The 15642-nt window shown below is 70.8% G+C and carries 14 protein-coding genes and 1 tRNA gene; 4 read left to right on the forward strand and 11 right to left on the reverse strand.

Going from position 1 to position 15642, the window contains the following annotated elements; translation table 11 throughout:
- Window positions 1-73 precede the first annotated feature (73 nt).
- From pknB to AB0J36_RS04765, 7 genes are read right to left on the reverse strand one after another with little or no spacing between them, the layout of a single operon-like run.
- Window positions 74-1897, reverse strand: coding sequence for a Stk1 family PASTA domain-containing Ser/Thr kinase (gene pknB / locus AB0J36_RS04735; RefSeq protein WP_363660111.1), 1824 nt, complete (start codon window positions 1895-1897; stop codon window positions 74-76).
- Window positions 1894-3300 (reverse strand): protein kinase, encoded by a 1407-nt coding sequence (locus tag AB0J36_RS04740; RefSeq protein ID WP_357129442.1) that lies wholly within the window; start codon window positions 3298-3300, stop codon window positions 1894-1896. The genes pknB and AB0J36_RS04740 overlap by 4 nt, the downstream gene beginning before the upstream one ends.
- Before the next feature lies 1 nt (window position 3301).
- Window positions 3302-4807: a penicillin-binding transpeptidase domain-containing protein gene (locus AB0J36_RS04745; RefSeq protein ID WP_357392193.1), complete on the reverse strand. Its 1506-nt coding sequence runs from the start codon at window positions 4805-4807 to the stop codon at window positions 3302-3304.
- Window positions 4804-6294 carry an FtsW/RodA/SpoVE family cell cycle protein gene (locus tag AB0J36_RS04750; RefSeq protein ID WP_355048515.1) on the reverse strand — a complete coding sequence of 497 codons (1491 nt, stop codon included), beginning with the start codon at window positions 6292-6294 and terminating at the stop codon, window positions 4804-4806. Before AB0J36_RS04750 ends, AB0J36_RS04745 begins: the two co-directional genes overlap by 4 nt.
- 30 nt (window positions 6295-6324) lie before the next feature.
- Complete coding sequence (locus tag AB0J36_RS04755) at window positions 6325-7785, reverse strand: PP2C family serine/threonine-protein phosphatase (RefSeq protein WP_357129436.1); 1461 nt, start codon at window positions 7783-7785, stop codon at window positions 6325-6327.
- The gene (locus AB0J36_RS04760; RefSeq protein ID WP_355048517.1) at window positions 7782-8267 is read right to left on the reverse strand and encodes an FHA domain-containing protein; all 486 of its coding nucleotides are present in this window, start codon (window positions 8265-8267) and stop codon (window positions 7782-7784) included. Before AB0J36_RS04760 ends, AB0J36_RS04755 begins: the two co-directional genes overlap by 4 nt.
- 6 nt (window positions 8268-8273) lie before the next feature.
- Window positions 8274-9062, reverse strand: coding sequence for a DUF3662 and FHA domain-containing protein (locus AB0J36_RS04765; protein ID WP_007454122.1), 789 nt, complete (start codon window positions 9060-9062; stop codon window positions 8274-8276).
- A 207-nt stretch (window positions 9063-9269) separates the two neighbouring features.
- On the opposite strand from AB0J36_RS04765, the gene AB0J36_RS04770 reads away from it, so the two are divergent.
- The 3 genes from AB0J36_RS04770 (at window position 9270) to AB0J36_RS04780 (ending at window position 11339) form a co-directional block, all read left to right on the forward strand.
- Window positions 9270-9355, forward strand: a tRNA-Leu gene (locus AB0J36_RS04770).
- Window positions 9356-9420: 65 nt separating this feature from the next.
- Window positions 9421-10536, forward strand: a complete 1116-nt coding sequence (locus AB0J36_RS04775; RefSeq protein ID WP_357129432.1) for an NAD-dependent epimerase/dehydratase family protein — start codon at window positions 9421-9423, stop codon at window positions 10534-10536.
- Complete coding sequence (locus tag AB0J36_RS04780) at window positions 10533-11339, forward strand: WecB/TagA/CpsF family glycosyltransferase (RefSeq protein ID WP_357171714.1); 807 nt, start codon at window positions 10533-10535, stop codon at window positions 11337-11339. Before AB0J36_RS04775 ends, AB0J36_RS04780 begins: the two co-directional genes overlap by 4 nt.
- 57 nt (window positions 11340-11396) lie before the next feature.
- On the opposite strand, the gene AB0J36_RS04785 is transcribed toward AB0J36_RS04780, so the two are convergent.
- Window positions 11397-12953 carry a S8 family serine peptidase gene (locus AB0J36_RS04785; protein WP_357129429.1) on the reverse strand — a complete coding sequence of 519 codons (1557 nt, stop codon included), beginning with the start codon at window positions 12951-12953 and terminating at the stop codon, window positions 11397-11399.
- A 214-nt stretch (window positions 12954-13167) separates the two neighbouring features.
- On the opposite strand from AB0J36_RS04785, the gene AB0J36_RS04790 reads away from it, so the two are divergent.
- Complete coding sequence (locus AB0J36_RS04790) at window positions 13168-13773, forward strand: hypothetical protein (RefSeq protein ID WP_357171717.1); 606 nt, start codon at window positions 13168-13170, stop codon at window positions 13771-13773.
- On the opposite strand, the gene AB0J36_RS04795 is transcribed toward AB0J36_RS04790, so the two are convergent.
- The 3 genes from AB0J36_RS04795 to AB0J36_RS04805 form a co-directional block, all read right to left on the reverse strand.
- Window positions 13741-14139, reverse strand: coding sequence for a hypothetical protein (locus AB0J36_RS04795; protein ID WP_357129423.1), 399 nt, complete (start codon window positions 14137-14139; stop codon window positions 13741-13743). The two genes, AB0J36_RS04790 and AB0J36_RS04795, sit on opposite strands and share 33 nt — an antisense overlap.
- 199 nt (window positions 14140-14338) lie before the next feature.
- Window positions 14339-14560: a DUF397 domain-containing protein gene (locus AB0J36_RS04800; protein ID WP_355048523.1), complete on the reverse strand. Its 222-nt coding sequence runs from the start codon at window positions 14558-14560 to the stop codon at window positions 14339-14341.
- The gene (locus tag AB0J36_RS04805; RefSeq protein WP_234584497.1) at window positions 14530-15405 is read right to left on the reverse strand and encodes a helix-turn-helix transcriptional regulator; all 876 of its coding nucleotides are present in this window, start codon (window positions 15403-15405) and stop codon (window positions 14530-14532) included. Before AB0J36_RS04805 ends, AB0J36_RS04800 begins: the two co-directional genes overlap by 31 nt.
- Window positions 15406-15642 lie beyond the last annotated feature (237 nt).

The raw sequence follows: 15642 nt of genomic DNA on the forward strand, positions 1-15642 counted from the left end.
CGTCGCCAGCGACCCGCCGCCGGTGGGCGGTCGTCGACGGGTGCCCGCAGGCCCCGCACCCGGATGCGGACGGCTACTCCCCGTCCACCCGGAACGGCGGGAAGATCGGCTGGCCCGTGCCGCCACCGCCGCCGGGCGGCGTCGGCGTGCCGCTCGGCGTCGGCGTCGGCGACCCCGGGGGCGTGGGCGTCTCCTCGACCGGCTCCGGGATGCCGACCTCGATGGTCACCGTCTTGCCCTGGGCCAGCTCGGTGCCGCCCTTCGGGTTCTGCTTCTGAACCCGGCCGGCCTCGGCGGCCGGCACCTCGTCGCCTTCGCGGAAGCTGACCACGTAACCCGCCGCGCGGAGCTCGGCGGCGGCGTCGTCCTTCGTGGAGTTGACGACGTTCGGCACCTTGCTCACATTGCCGCGTGAGACCTCGACGGTCACCTTGGTGTCCTGGGCGACGGTGGACCCAGATGGCGGATTGACCTTGACGACAATGCCCTTCTGCGCGGGATTGTCGACGGCCTTCTCCTCCACGACCAAGCCCAACCTTTCGAGCTGGGGCTTCACGTTCTCGAACTGCGAGTTGACCAGGCCCGGGGGAATCGTGACGTCGGGTTTGCCGTCGCAGATCTGGACGGTCACCGTGCTCGCCTGCTTCAGCCGGGCGCCCGCCGCCGGGTCCTGCTTGGCGACGGTGCCCTTCGTGCAGTCGTTTGCCAGGACAGGATCGCCGACCACCGGGTTGAAGCCCGCGTTGCGGATCTCGGTGACCGCCACGTCGCGTGTCTTGCCGGCGAGCGTCGGCACCGCCTTCAGGTCCTTGTCCTGCTGCTGACTCCACAGCAGCGCGGCGACCAGGGCGATCACCGCCAGCACGCCGACCGCGCTGAACAGGGCGATCAGCCAGGAGGACGCCTTACGCTGACGCGGGTCGCCGACCCGGGCCGGGATCTGCCGGGTCTGCTGCCCGGTGGCGGCCGGCGGGTAGCCGGCGGCACCGCCGCCGGCCGGGGCCATCGCCACCGTCTCCGCCTCGCGCAGCACCGGAGTGGCCAGCACCGGTCGCCCGGCGGCGGCACGCAGCAGGTCGGCGCGCATCTCACCGGCACTCTGGTAGCGGTTCAGCGGGTTCTTCGACAGCGCCTTGAGCACGATCGCGTCGACCGCCGGAGTGACGTCCGGGTTGATGTCGCTCGGGGTCGGCGGAGTCTCCCGGACGTGCTGGTACGCGACGCTGACCGGGCTGTCACCCACGAACGGCGGGTGACCACAGACCAGCTCGAAGAGGACGCAGCCGGCCGCGTACACGTCGGAGCGGGCGTCCACGGCCTCACCGCGCGCCTGCTCCGGCGACAGGTACTGAGCCGTGCCGATGACCGCGCTGGTCTGCGTCATGGTGGTCGCGCCGCTGGCCAGTGCCCGGGCGATACCGAAGTCCATCACCTTGACCTGGCCGGTCTGGGTGAGCATGACGTTGCCCGGCTTGATGTCCCGGTGGATGATCCCGTGCCGGTGGCTGAACTCCAAGGCCGCGCACATGTCGGCGCAGATCTCCAGCGCACGGCGGGGCTGCAACCGGCCCTCGACGCCGAGGACCTCCTTCAACGTCCGTCCGTTGACGAACTCCATGACGATGAAGGGCAACGTCTCGCCGGTCGGGGCGGTCTCCTCGCCGGTGTCGTAGACCGCCACGATCGCCGGGTGGTTGAGCGACGCCGCGTTCTGCGCCTCCCGGCGGAAGCGCATCTGGAACGTCGCGTCCCGGGCGAGGTCGGTACGGAGCATCTTGATCGCGACGTCCCGACCGAGCCGGAGGTCGCGACCGCGATGCACCTCGGCCATGCCGCCGTAGCCGAGCAGCTCGCCGACCTGGTACCTGCCACCGAGCAGGCGGGCCTGCGCTGTCATCGCGTCTGTCGTCCTTCGCTCGTCGTCGTCCCGCCGTCACCCGGCCGGAGTCGTACCTCACGACGGTACGACGTCCGGGTCGCATCGTCGCGTCCGTCGAGCCGCAGCGCGCCGGACGTCACGGTTTGTGAAGTCGTCGCCCCGGACGTACCCGTCTGCGACGCCTTCCGCAGTTTGTAGGAAATCACGCCGGAGCAGAGCAGGACCAGTAAGGCCAGCAGGATGGCGACGAGCACCATCCCGGGTCGGGACCGGCTGGGCTCGGACGCCGCACCGGCCGGCCGGGCGTACGCCGGAGGGTGTTCCTGCCGGGTCTGTGCCGGCGGCACCGCCGCGGCGCCGCGCGGATAGCCGGCCTGGGCGACCGGCGGCCGGGCGTGCGGTACGGCCGGCGCGACCGCGGTCGGACGGGGTTGTTGGGCCGGCGTGACCGCGGTCGGTCGCTGCCCGACGGACGGCTGCCGGTGTGGCGCGCCCGGCGGGCGGAACTGCTGCGCCTGCGGCACCTGCGCCCGCCCGGGGGCGGCGGGCGAGGACGGCGCCCCGGAGATCGGCGCGGAGTGACCACCGGACCGGGCCTGCTGGGACAGCGCGGCCTTGAGCTGCCGGGCGACCGAGGCGAGGGCGGCGGCACTCGGCCAGCGGGCGGCCGGGTCCTTGGCCAACGCCCGCTCGACGACCGCCCGGACCTGCGGCGGGATGTCGTTGGGCAGTGGGCGGGGCGTCTCCCGGACGTGCCGCATGGCGATGTCGAGCGGGTTGTCCCCCTCGAACGGTCGCCGGCCGGCGAGGCACTGGTAGGCGACCACGCCGAGCGCGTACACGTCGGACGCCGGGGTGGCCACCTGCCCGGTGGCCTGCTCCGGCGAGATGTACGAGGCGGTGCCGAGCACCGAGCCGGCGGCGGTGAGCTGGCCGACGATGTCCGAGCGGGCGATGCCGAAGTCGGTCAGCACGAGCGTGCCGTTCGGCCGGACCAGCAGGTTGCCCGGCTTCACGTCGCGGTGCACGATGCCCTTCTCGTGCGCGGCGTGCAGGGCGTCCGCGGCCTGCGCGACGAGCGCCATGGTGCGGGCCGGGGTGAGCCGGCCGACCCGGCTGAGCGTGGAGGACAGGGCGTCGCCCTCGACGTACTCCATGACCAGGAACGCGATCTGCTGATCGTTGCCGAAGTCGTAGACGTCGACGACTCCGGGGTGGTTGATCGTGGCCATCGTCCGGGCCTCGCCCCGGAACCGCTCGGCGAAGTCCGGGTCGTCGAGCAACGCCGGGAGCAAGCTCTTCACCGCGACCGTCCGGCCGAGCACCTGGTCGGTGCCGCGCCAGACGTCGCCCATGCCGCCGCTTGCGATCCGCTCGTCGAGGCGGTAGCGGTTGCCGAGCTGGACGCCGGGGCTGAGCATGTCAGCGGCCCCCCGGGTCGGCGATGGCGGCCCGCATGATCTGGCCACCGATCCGGGCCGCCTCTGCGCTGCCACCGCTGCCGGCCTGCTCCAGTACGACACACACGGCCGAGACCGGGTTGCCGTTCTTGTCCAGGGCGAAGCCGATGAACCAGCCGTGGTCGGGGCGGTCCGGCGCCGACTGCGCCGTACCGGTCTTGCCGCCAACCGTGTAACCGCTGATCGCCGCCTTCTGGCCGGTGCCCTTCTGCACCACGCTGACCATCATGTCGCGCAGGTCGGAGGCGACCTGCGGCTCGACGGGCTGGCGCAGCTCCCGTGCCTTCGCGGTGTAGTAGCTGGTGGTCCGGTCCGGGGCGAGGAGCTGCCGGACCAGGTACGGCCGCATCTGGCTGCCGCCGTTGGCGACCGCCCCGGCGATCATCGCGCCCTGCAACGGGGTCATCCGGACGTTGTTCTGACCGATCGAGGACTGGGCCAGCGCGGCCGGGTCGGTGCTGCCGTCCGGGTTCTGCATGTCGCCGGTCCGGCTGGCCGCCGTCCGCAGGCCGCCCTCGCCGAGCTGGCCGACGGTGAGGTCCTCCTGCTCGAAGCCGAACTGACGGGCCTTCTCCTTGACCTTGTCCGCGCCGAGCCGCACGCCGAGCTGCGCGAAGCCCGTGTTGCAGGATTCGGTGACCGCCTCCTGGAGGGTGACCTGCGGCTCGGGGCAGATCGACGCTGCGGCGTTACGGATCGGGCTGCCCGAGGTGGGCGGTGTGTAGCTGGACCCGGCCGGGATCGGGGTCGACTTGGTGACGCCGTTCTCCAACGCCGCCGCGGCAACCACGATCTTGAAGGTGGAGCCCGGGGGCAGCGTCTCGGAGAGGGCGCGGTTCTTCAGCGGACCGTCCGGGTTCTGCTCCAGCTTGTTGATCTCCGCAGCCGCCGCGGTCGTGTCGTGGCTGACGAGCGGGTTCGGGTCGAAGCTGGGCATCGACACCAGGGCCTGCACCGCGCCGGTGCGCGGGTCGATGGCGATCGCCGCGCCCCTCTTCGCCTCCACCTGGTTGTTGCGCATCTGGTCGTACGCCACGTCCTGCGCCCGCTTCGAGAGCGTCAGCAGCACGTTGCCGCCGGCGGTCTCGTCGCCGGTGAACATGTCCTTGAACCGGTCGCCGATCAACTGGTCGCTGGTGCCGGCCAGGAAGTCGTTCTCCAACTGCTCGATGCCGGTGTCGGCCAGGTTGACCGGCTTGTAGCCGAGCACATGGGCGTACTTGGCGCCGCCCGGGTAGGTGCGCTGGAACTTCAGCTTGCCGGTGGTCTCCTTGCTGGTGGCCAACGCGGTGCCGCCGGCCTCGATGTTGCCGCGCTTGCGCTTGTAGTCGGCGACCTGGACCCGACCGTTGTAGTCACTGGTGCGGTACTCGTCGGCCTTGTACGCCTGGATCCAGTTCAGGTTCGCGAAGAGCAGACCGAACAGGACCATGACGACGACACCGACACGACGCAGGGGTGCGTTCACGGCTTGATCACCTCCGTGGGAGCACCGTGCAACTGCTCGGGCGGACCACCCGCCGGTCGGGCCGCCTTGCCGGCGCCACCGGTAACCGGCCGCCGGGCCCCGTCGGAGACCCGCAGCAGGACCGCGATGAGCAGCCAGTTCGCCATCAACGACGAGCCACCGGCGGACAGGAACGGCGTGGTCTGGCCGGTCAGCGGGATCAGTTTGCTGATGCCGCCGACGATCACGAAGACCTGGAGGCCCAGGGTGAAGGCGAGACCGCCGGCGAGCAGCTTGCCGAACGAGTCACGGACCGCCAGCGCGGCGCGCAGACCCCGCTCCACGATCAGCAGGTAGACCACCAGCAGCGCGGAGAGACCGAAGAGGCCGATCTCCTCACCGATGCCGGCGAAGATGAAGTCGTTCTGCACCTCGGGCAGGATGTCCGGCTGACCGCCGCCCGGTCCCGCGCCGAAGAGCCCGCCCGTGCCGAGGGCGAGCAGGCCCTGGACGAGCTGATAGCCCTTGTCGGTCGGGTCGGCGAACGGGTCCAGCCAGATCTCGGCGCGCACGTAGAAGTTGGCGAACGGCCCGCCGACCGTCGAACCGAGGACGTACGCGAGGTAGGCCCCGCCGAAGAAGAGGAGTAGACCGATCAGCAGCCAACTGACCCGTTCGGTGGCGATGTAGAGGGTCACCACGAACATGCCGAAGTACAGCAAGGAGGTGCCGAGGTCCTTCTCGAAGACCAGCACCAGGAGGCTGATCAACCAGACCACGACCACCGGACCGAGGTCCCGACCGCGCGGGAAGTCGATACCGAGGAACCGCCGGCTCGCCAGCGAGAGCACCTCGCGTTTGCGCACCAGGTAGTACGCGAAGAAGACCAGCAGCGCCAGCTTGGCGAACTCACCCGGCTGGATCGAGAACCCGCCGAGGCGGATCCACAGCTTGGCGCCGTTGATCTCGGACATGCTGCGCGGCAGCACCGCCGGGAGCATCACCAGCACGATGCCGGCGAGTCCCAGGGTGTACGCGTACCGGGACACCGAACGGTGGTCGCGCATGATCGCGAGCAGGCCCGCGGCGAGGATCACCGAGGCGAGCGTCCAGGCGAGCTGCCGGCCGCCGATGCCGGCGAACGTGGCCAGGTCCTCCCGGTCCACCGGCGCGGCCTCACCCAGGTCGATCCGGCGCAGGAAGCCCACGCCGAGACCGTTGAGCAGGGCCACCGCCGGCAGCAGAGCCGGATCGGCGAACGGGGCGAGGAACCGGATGACCAGGTGCAGGCCGAGGAAGACCGCCCCGAGCGCGGCGGCGGGCATCCAGAAGTCCGGAGTGACCGTGTCCAGGAGGTTCGCCTCGACGGTCGCCATGTACGCGGCCACCAGCACCATGGCCAGCAGCAACAGGGACAGCTCGGCGTTGCGCCGGGACCGGGCCAGGCGTACGCCGGACTCCCCGCCCGTGGTGGCGGGCGAGGATGCCGGTGTGGCCGCTACGGTCACGGGTGGAGTCCTTGGGATCTCAGTCGACGCTCACTCAGGAGACCGGCAGCCGGCCGGGTCGAGCGCCGGCGGTGCCGAGTCGGAGGGCGTGGCGTCGGGTGCGGTGGTCGGATCGGTCCCGCCGGCGGTGGCCGCCGTGGTCGGGCTCGCGCTGAGGACCCCGTTCACCGACGCGCTGGGGCTGGTGGCCGGCGTCGGGGACGTCGCGGGCGGGGTCGGGGATGGAGTGGGCGTCGGCGAGCCGGTCACCGCGCCCGTATCGGGCAGACAGAGCGGCTTCAGGTTCGGGTTGGTCGGCGTGTCGCTGGTCAGCTCCGCGAGCTGCCGCTCGGCGTCCGGCTCGCTCTTGGCGCGGATGCCCACCTTGACCGTGTCCTGGGCGGCGACGGTGAGGTCGTCCAACCGGGTGCCGCTGGTGCGGTGCACGGTGGACAGGTCCATCCCGGCGATCTGCCCCTGGATGCCGCGGAAGACGGCGACCTGGCCCTCGTCGGTGGCGCCCACGTAGTACTGGCGCTGGGTGTACGTCCAGCCGGCGAAGAGTCCGCCGCCGAGGATCACCAGAAGGGCCACGGCCATGGCGGTGGCGCGTACCGGCCGGCGCTTGCGCGGTTCCGGCTCGTCGTCCGCGGCGGCGGGCTCCTCGGGCGCGGCGGGGCGCGGCGCGGAGAGCGCCGAGGCCCGGGCGGCCGGGGTCGAGTCGTCGGCGGAGGTGGCCATGCCCCGGTCCCGGGCGGCGGCACCGCCGACGATCGGGGTCGCCTCGACGATGTCGTGGTCGGTGGCATCGGCGATGATCACCGTGATGTTGTCCGGGCCGCCGCCGCGAAGCGCGAGCTGCACCAGCCGCTCGACGCACTGCTGCGGGTCGGTGTACTCGCGCAGGGTCTCGCCGATGGTCTCGGCGCTCACCACCCCGGAGAGGCCGTCGCTGCAGATCAGGTAGCGGTCACCGGGGAGCACCTGGCGCACCGAGTACTCCGGGTCGATGTCCCGGCCGTCCAGCGCGCGGGTCAGCAGCGACCGCTGTGGGTGGCTGCTGGCCTCCTCGGCGCTGATCCGGCCCTCGTCGACGAGCATCTGGACGTACGTGTCGTCCTTGGTGATCTGCGCGAACTCACCGTTGCGCAGCAGATAGGCCCGCGAGTCACCGATGTGGACCATCCCCAGCTTGCTGCCGGAGAAGAGGGTCGCCGTCAGTGTGGTGCCCATCCCCTCCAGCTGCGGGTTGGCGTCCACCGTGTCGCGGAGCTGTTGGTTGGCGGTGCCCACGGCCGAACGCAGCGCGTCGACGAGGGCGTCCCCGGGGACATCCTCGTCGAGCGGCGCCATGGCACCGATGACGATGTTGCTGGCGACGTCACCGGCGGCCATGCCGCCCATGCCGTCGGCAACGGCGAGTAGCCGCGGCCCGGCGTAGACGGAGTCTTGATTGCCGTCACGGATCAGACCGCGGTCGCTGTGGGCCGCATAGCGCAGGGTCAGAGTCATGGCCGTAATTCGAGGGAAGTGCGGCCGATCCGGATCGGCACGCCGAGGGGTACGGGGGTTGGTCCGGTGACCTTAGCGCGATCCAGGTACGTGCCGTTAGTCGAGCCGAGATCCTCGACGAACCACTGACCCTCGCGCGGTAGGAGTCTCGCGTGCCGCGCGGAGGCGTAGTCGTCGGTGATGACCAGGGTGGAGTCCTCGGCCCGACCGATGGTGATCTGCGCTTCACCGAGAGTGATGCGGGTGCCGGCCAACTGACCGGCGGTGACCACCAGCTGGTGGGCCGCCCTACCCCGCTTCGCCTTCGCCGGTTTGGCCGCCTGCCCCGTCGAGGCGCCAACCGCGCGCGGTGCCGCCACCAGGCGACCGGATCGGGCTCCCGCGAAGAGATCTCGGCGGATCACGCCGACCACCGTGAACACGAAGATCCACAGCAGGATCAGGAACCCGAACCGGGCAACGGTGATGACCAGTGCCGGCAAGGCGGCTCAGCCGTCCACGCGGAAGGTCAGCGTCGTGGTGCCGAGCTGGACCATGTCACCCGGGTTCAGCGCGACGGCGGAGACCCGCTGCCCGTTGACCATGGTGCCGTTGGTGGAACCCAGATCGGTCAGCACAACCTGGCCGCCGTCGAAATCCAGTCGGGCGTGTCGCCGGGAGATACCGACGTCGGGCAGGCGCAGGTTCGCCTGGTCGCCGCGACCGATCACCGTCGACCCCATCTGGAGGGGGTAGGTGCGTCCGTCACCGGAGACCAGCCGCACGTTGCGACCGCCACCGTGCCCAGGCGGCGGGCCGTAGCCGCCACCCTGGTCGTACGCGGGGTAGGCGGGCGGACCGGCGTCGTAGCCGGGCGCCGACACCGGGGCGACCTCGCCGCCGGTGTAGACCTCGGCGGTGACGCGGAACATGCCCGTGTCCAGGCCCTCGCCCCGCTCGATCTCCACGATCACGTCGCCGTAGACCGTCCAGGCCTGCTCGCCGATGAACTCCGCCTGCGACTGGGCCAACTCCTGGGCCAGCGCGGCGGCGTACGGCGCCAGACGACTGTGGTCGAACGGCGAGAGATCGATCACGTAGCGGTTGGGCACCAACGTGCGCCCACCGGCCAGGATCGCCTTGTGCGCCTCGGCCTCCCGCTGCATGGCGTTGAGGATCTCCACGGGGTGGACCACCCCTTTGAAGACCTTGGCGAAAGCCCCTTCGACCAGGCCTTCCAGACGCTTCTCGAAGCGTTGCAGCACGCTCACCGGCTCCTCCTCGGGTCCCGAGGACATGATGGTATCCGGCCGGCGCGCGCGCAGCTCACACGCCGCTCGGCCGCCTGCTCCCGACCCGTTCGGAAGGACCGGGACCACCGTGCTAATCTTTCGTCCGCCACGAACGGTAACCGCTCGTGGCGAGCGTCTGGGACAGCGTAGTATTCCCGGGGCCTGTTGGAGACAGCGGGTTCGGGGCGGCTATAGTGTCCCGGGTCGTGCCACGGGGATGTGGCGGAATGGCAGACGCGCACGGTTCAGGTCCGTGTGCCCGAAAGGGCGTGGGGGTTCAACTCCCCCCATCCCCACCAAAAGGCGAGGGCTCCGCTTGATGCGGGGCCCTTCCGTCATATCGGGGCGTGCCGGGCGTCACGCTATGCTCCGATGGTTTCTGCCTCCGATGGACCAGGAGTGGCGTGTGAGTGTCGCGTTGGTGACCGGGTCGGGCGGTCTGATCGGCTCCGAGGCGGTCCGGCACTTCGCCGGCCTCGGTCTGGACGTCGTCGGCATCGACAACGACATGCGCCGGTACTTCTTCGGAGAGGACGGCTCCACCTCGTGGAGCCTGGAGCGGCTCGGCCGCGACCTCGGTAACTCCTACACCCACTACCCCGTGGACATCCGGGACCGGGACGGCCTGGAGCAGGTGTTCAAGAAGTACGGCTCGGACATCGCCGTGGTGATCCACAGCGCTGCCCAGCCCAGCCACGACTGGGCGGCCAAGGAGCCGTACACGGACTTCGACGTGAACGCCGGTGGCACGCTCAACATGCTGGAGAACACCCGCCAGCACGCGATCGAGGCGGCGTTCATCCACTGCTCGACCAACAAGGTCTACGGCGACCGGCCCAACAGCCTGCCGCTGGTCGAGCTGGAAACCCGGTACGAGCTGCCCGAGGACCACCGCTGGTACGAGGGCATCACCGAGGAGATGTCGATCGACCACTCGTTGCACTCGGTCTTCGGCGCCTCGAAGGTGGCCGCGGACGTGATGGTGCAGGAGTACGGCCGCTACTTCGACATGAGGACCGCCTGTTTCCGGGGCGGCACCCTGACCGGCCCGGCCCACTCGGCCGCCGAGCTGCACGGATTCCTGGCGTACCTGATGCGCTGCGTCATGGAGGGCCGGACGTACAACCTGTTCGGCTACAAGGGCAAGATGGTCCGCGACGCGATCCACTCGCACGACGTGCTGACCGCGTTCGAGGCGTTCTTCCGGGCCCCCCGCTCGGCCGAGGTCTACAACCTCGGTGGCGGCCGGCACTCCAACACCTCCCACATCGAGGCGTTCGCGATCGCCCAGGAGATCACCGGCCGTGAGGCGCGGATCAACTACGTCGAGCAGAACCGCACCGGCGACCACCAGTGGTACGTGAGCAGCATGGCCCGCTTCGAGGCGCAGTACCCGGACTGGAAGATCACGTACGACGTGCCGATGATCCTCCGGGAGATCTACGAGGCGAACGTGGACAAGTGGGTGCCGCAGCCATGACTCCGCAGACCAAGCGCAACGTGCTCGGCGTCCTCGTGGACGCCACCGACTACGCCGCGGCGACCGACGCGGTGGTGACCGCGGCGCACGAGCGGCGGCCCCTGGCGCTGACGGCGTTGGCCGTGCACGGCGTGATGACCGGGGTGCTCGATCCGGCGCACAACGCCCGGTTGAACTCCTTCGACGTGGTCACCCCCGACGGGCAGCCGGTGCGCTGGGCGCTCAACCTGCTGCACGGCGCCGGCCTCACCGACCGGGTCTACGGGCCGACGTTGACGCTGCACGTGCTCTCCCGGTTCGCCGACGAGGGGCTGCCCGTCTACCTGTACGGCTCGACCGAGGAGACGCTGGCGAAGCTGATCCCGGCGTTGGAGCGGATGTTCCCGGCCCTGAAGATCGCCGGGGTGGAGCCGTCGAAGTTCCGCGCGGTCCAGCCGGGCGAGGACGCCGAGATCGCCGACCGGATCCGGTCCAGCGGCGCCCGGCTCGTCCTGGTCGGGCTCGGCTGCCCGCGCCAGGAGGTCTTCACGTACGCCATGCGCCCGCTGCTGGACATGCCGATGATGGCGGTCGGCGCCGCGTTCGACTACCACGCCGGGCTGCTGCGCCAACCTCCGCCGTGGATGCAGCGCGCCGGCCTGGAGTGGTTCTGGCGGCTCGGGCTGGAGCCGAAGCGGCTCTGGCGTCGCTACGTGATCCTCAACCCGGCCTACCTGGCTCGGCTCGCCGGCCAGAAGACCGGCCTGTGGAAGGCCCGCCCGCCGGCCCCGGCGACCGAGCGGCCGGCCACCTTCGCGGTCTAGGACGACACGAGGCCCCACCGGGATCGTCCGGATGGGGCCTCGTCCCTGGGGAACAGGTCAGACGGTCAGGGTCCAGCTGTTGATGTAGCCGGTGTCCGCCGAGTAGGTGTCGCGCACCTGGAGCCGCCAGGTGCCGTCCGCCGCCTCGCCGGAGAGGTTGACCGAGTACGTGGCGTTCACGTTGTCGGCGCTGTCCGAGGTGCTGCTGTTCTTCAGCCGGTACGAGCTGCCGTCCGGGGCGAGCAGGTCGATCACCAGGTCACCGCGGTAGGTGTGCACGATGTTCACCGCCACCGTGGCGGCCGAGGAGGCGTTGCGGCCACAGCCGGAGATGGTGACCGAGCTGGTCACCGCCGCGCCCGCGTCCGGGATCGAGACGTCGGTGCCGTTGGTGCCGGTGCAGCCGGTGGGCGGCGGGGTGGTGCCGCCGCTGCCCACATAGAGCAGCAGGTTCGGTGAGCCCGAGCCGGCATTGCTGACCACGTTCGGGGTGGCGTTGGACACCAACTGGTCGCGTACCTGAGCCGGGGTCCAGCTCGGGTTGGCGCTGGCCACCAGGGCCGCTGCCCCGACCACGTGCGGCGTGGCCATCGAGGTGCCGCTGATCGTGTTGGTCGCGGTGTTGCTGGTGTACCAGGCCGAGGTGATCGACGAGCCGGGCGCGAAGATGTCCAGGCAGGTGCCGATGTTGGAGAACGACGAGCGGGCGTCCGAGCTGGTCGTCGAGCCGACCGTGATCGCCTCCGTGGTCCGCGCCGGCGAGGTGTTGCAGGCGTTCGCGCCGTTGTCGTTGCCGGCCGCGAGGCCGTACGTCACGCCGGAGGCGATCGAGTTGCGGACGGCGGTGTCCAGCGAGCTGTTCGCCCCGCCGCCGAGGCTCATGTTCGCCACGGCCGGCTTGATCGCGTTCTGGGTGACCCAGTCGACGCCGGCGATCACACCTGCGTTGGTGCCGCTGCCGGAGCAGTTCAGCACGCGTACGCCGACCAACTGGACGCCCTTCGCGACCCCGTACGTCGAGCCGCCGACAGTGCCGGCGACGTGCGTGCCGTGCCCGTTGCAGTCGTCGGCCGACCCGCCGTCCACGGCGTCGTAGCCGGAGGTGGCCCGGCCGCCGAAGTCGTTGTGGGAGAAGCGGATGCCGGTGTCGATGATGTAGGCGTGCACGTTGCTCGCCGTGTTCGGGTACGTGTAGGAGCTGTCCAGCGGCAGGTTGCGCTGGTCGATGCGGTCGAGGCCCCAGGACGGCGGGTTGGCCTGCGTTCCGGAGATGGACACGGTGTGGTTCTGCTCGACGTACGCGACAGCCGGGTCGGCGGCGATCCGTGCCGCTGCCGCCGCGCTGACGGTGACCTCGAAGCCCCGCAGTGCGGTGCCGTAGGTGCGGGCGACCTTCCCGCCGTGCCGGCCGGTCAGCCGTTGCGCGGTGTCGCCGACCTGGTGGGGCGCCACGGTGCCGTCCTTGAGGACGACGATGTAGCTGTCCGGCACGGCGGTGGCTCCGCCAGCCTCCCGTACGACGCCCACCGGCTCGGCGGCCAGAGCCGGGGCACCGACGGCCAGCACGGTCGCGGTGGCCACCCCGACCAGTGCGAACCTGCGTGGAAGACCCATCTCCCTACCTCCCTCCGACCGGCGGCGAAGCGCGACCACCGGCACCTTCGATCGACAACTGCCGATCTCGCTGAGAGTAGGTCCGCCGGTGCGACAGATAAACATGTCGAAACGTCCATCACCCGGATGGGATGCCCCTACGGGCCCGACCTCCGGGGCCAACGGGGGTCCGGCCCCGATTCACCGCACCGAAGAACGGGAAAGACTCTCCGACATGGAGAGTCAGCTCACCATCCTGTTGCCGGTCGCCGCCGTCTGGCTGGCCGCCGGGGTCCTGGCCGACCGACTGCCCCGGCTGCGCGACGCGCGTGCGCTCCGTCGGCGTACCGGATGGTTGCTGGCGCTCGCGCTGGTCGGCCTCGCGCTGATCGCGGCGGTGGCCGTCGGCGGCCTGACGAGCGCCGGGGCCGCGCCGATCGATCGTGCCGGCGCCGGGCTCACCCTCGCCACCGGCCCGGCGCTCGTGGTGGCCGTCTGCTCGATACGGCGAATCCGCCGGCTGCGGGCCGGGGCCGGAGCGTTCGACAGCGCACCCGGCACACCCGCCCCGCACGGGCTGCGGGCCGCCGCGGCCCACCCGCTCGTCGGCGTGCCGTTGCAGGTCACCGCCCTGGCGACACTTCCGGCGGTGATCGCGGCGGCCGGCACGGACCTCGGCGCCGAGCCCGGGATCACCGGCCCGGCGATCACCGTCGGCGCACTGGCGGTGGCGGCCATCGGGGTCCGGCACGCGCTGCGACACAGCCGGCTCATCGAGCGGGCGCAGCCCACCGCCGCCGCCACGCGGTCAGCGCGAGCGGCCGATCCCCTGCACGTATAGAAGCTCCAGGATCGCCCGGGTCGCCTCGAACCAGCGGTCCAGCCAGCCGGGCGGCGGCACGCTGCCCTTCGGCGGCAGCTCCAGCAGCAGGCCCCGCAGCAGCGGGTGGTCCGCGAGCGAACCGGTGGGCTCCATCGGCCAGCCGGTCGGCGGGAACGACGGTTCGACCAGCGGGTTCGGGTCCAGCGACGGCAGTGAGAGCGGCGCGTCCCCGGCGTCCGGGGCCGACACGTCCCGCCCGTTCAACTCCTGGTCGGTCGAGACCACCTCGGTCAGTACGGTGTCCCGACGCGCCCCGCGGTACTTGCCACCGAACCGCTCCGGCTTGCCCGGACCGTTGGTGAGGTTCTCTGAACCGATCGTCATCCGTCTCGCCTACCTCGCTCGGTTGCGGTCGGTACGGCGGGGGCCATCGACCAACGCCGTACCGACGGGTTCAACGAGGCGGGCCCGCTGTGGCGACGGGAATCCCGGCGGAACCTCGCCGTGCCGGCCGCGAGGAGCGCGGACACGGAACGTCCCCGCCCGGTCGAGGACCGGACGGGGACGTCCATCGACCACTCGGTCAGGCCGAGCCCAACACACCACCCCTGGCTCCGGCAACGAAGGCACGCCAGTCGCCGGGAGCGAAGACCAGGGCCGGACCGGCCTTGTCCTTCGAATCCCGGACGCCGACCGCACCGGTCACGTACGCCACTTCCACGCAGTTGTCGCAGTTGGGCCCACTCTTCGAGCTCTTGAACCACGTCGCCTGCGTCAGGTCCACGGGGAACCTCTTGGTCGCCATTTCGGCTCCTCTGCCAGTTTTGCGATGTGTGCGACGGACTCCTCCGGACGAATGGCCGCAGCGCGGATGTGATCGAAGATGAAGCTGTACTTCTGCAGTTCGTCGCTCTTCTCGAGGAAAAGCCCACCCGTGGCGTTCTCCGCGTACACAACATCCGGATCACCGGGCTCAGGGAAGCTGAGGATCGTGAAGGTGCCGTCCATGCCGGCGTGCGCACCCACCTCGAAGGGGAGGATCTGGAGCGTCACGTTCGGCAACTCGGCCACCTCGACCAACCGCCTGAGTTGGCCGCGCATCACCTCGTCCCCGCCCACCGGCCGACTTACCACCGCCTCATCGAGCACCACCCACAGATCGACCGGATCGTCCTGGGTCAACAACGACTGACGGCCCAGACGGACACGCACCCTTTGATGTACCTGATCGGCCGTGAAGTCCGGACGGGCGGCGCGGATCATCGCCCCGGCGTACTCCTCGGTCTCCAACAGGCCGGGGACGACCTGCTGTTCGTACGCCCGGATGGAGCTGGCTGCCGCCTCCAGGCCGACGTACGCCCCGACCAGCACCGTGCTGTACGGGTGCCACCAGCCCTTCTGCCGCGCCTCGCGGGCGATCTGCACGAGCTCGTCGCTCTCGGCGCCCACGACGCCGTAGATCCGCAGCATGTCCCGCACGTCGCGCGGGGTGGCCGTGGTGTGGCCCGTCTCGATGCGGGAGACCTTGGACGCCGAGCACTCCAACTGCTCGGCCACCACCTCTATGGTGATCCCGGCCGACTCCCGCTGCCGGCGCAACTCCGCGCCGAGCCGTCGCCGTCGGATCGTCGGGCTGCGCCGTTCACTCATCGCGCGGCCTCGACACTTCTGTTTCTTGCCGCTGGTTGCTCGACCCCACTCTCGGGCTACCTCCGGTCGCCGCGCCACTGGTTGTCGCCTGCCGGGGGCGCGACCGTCGCCCGGCGAGCGTTCGCGACGAGGGATGGTGCCGGTCATCGGCCGGCCGCGACGGGCGAAACCGGCCCTCAGTGTGCCGCCCACACGCGGATCGCTTCAAGCGCCGCTTTGCGTGGCGAACTCACGTAT

Origin of the sequence: Micromonospora sp. NPDC049662, assembly GCF_040675055.1 — a bacterium.
Classification (GTDB): Bacteria; Actinomycetota; Actinomycetes; order Mycobacteriales; family Micromonosporaceae; genus Micromonospora.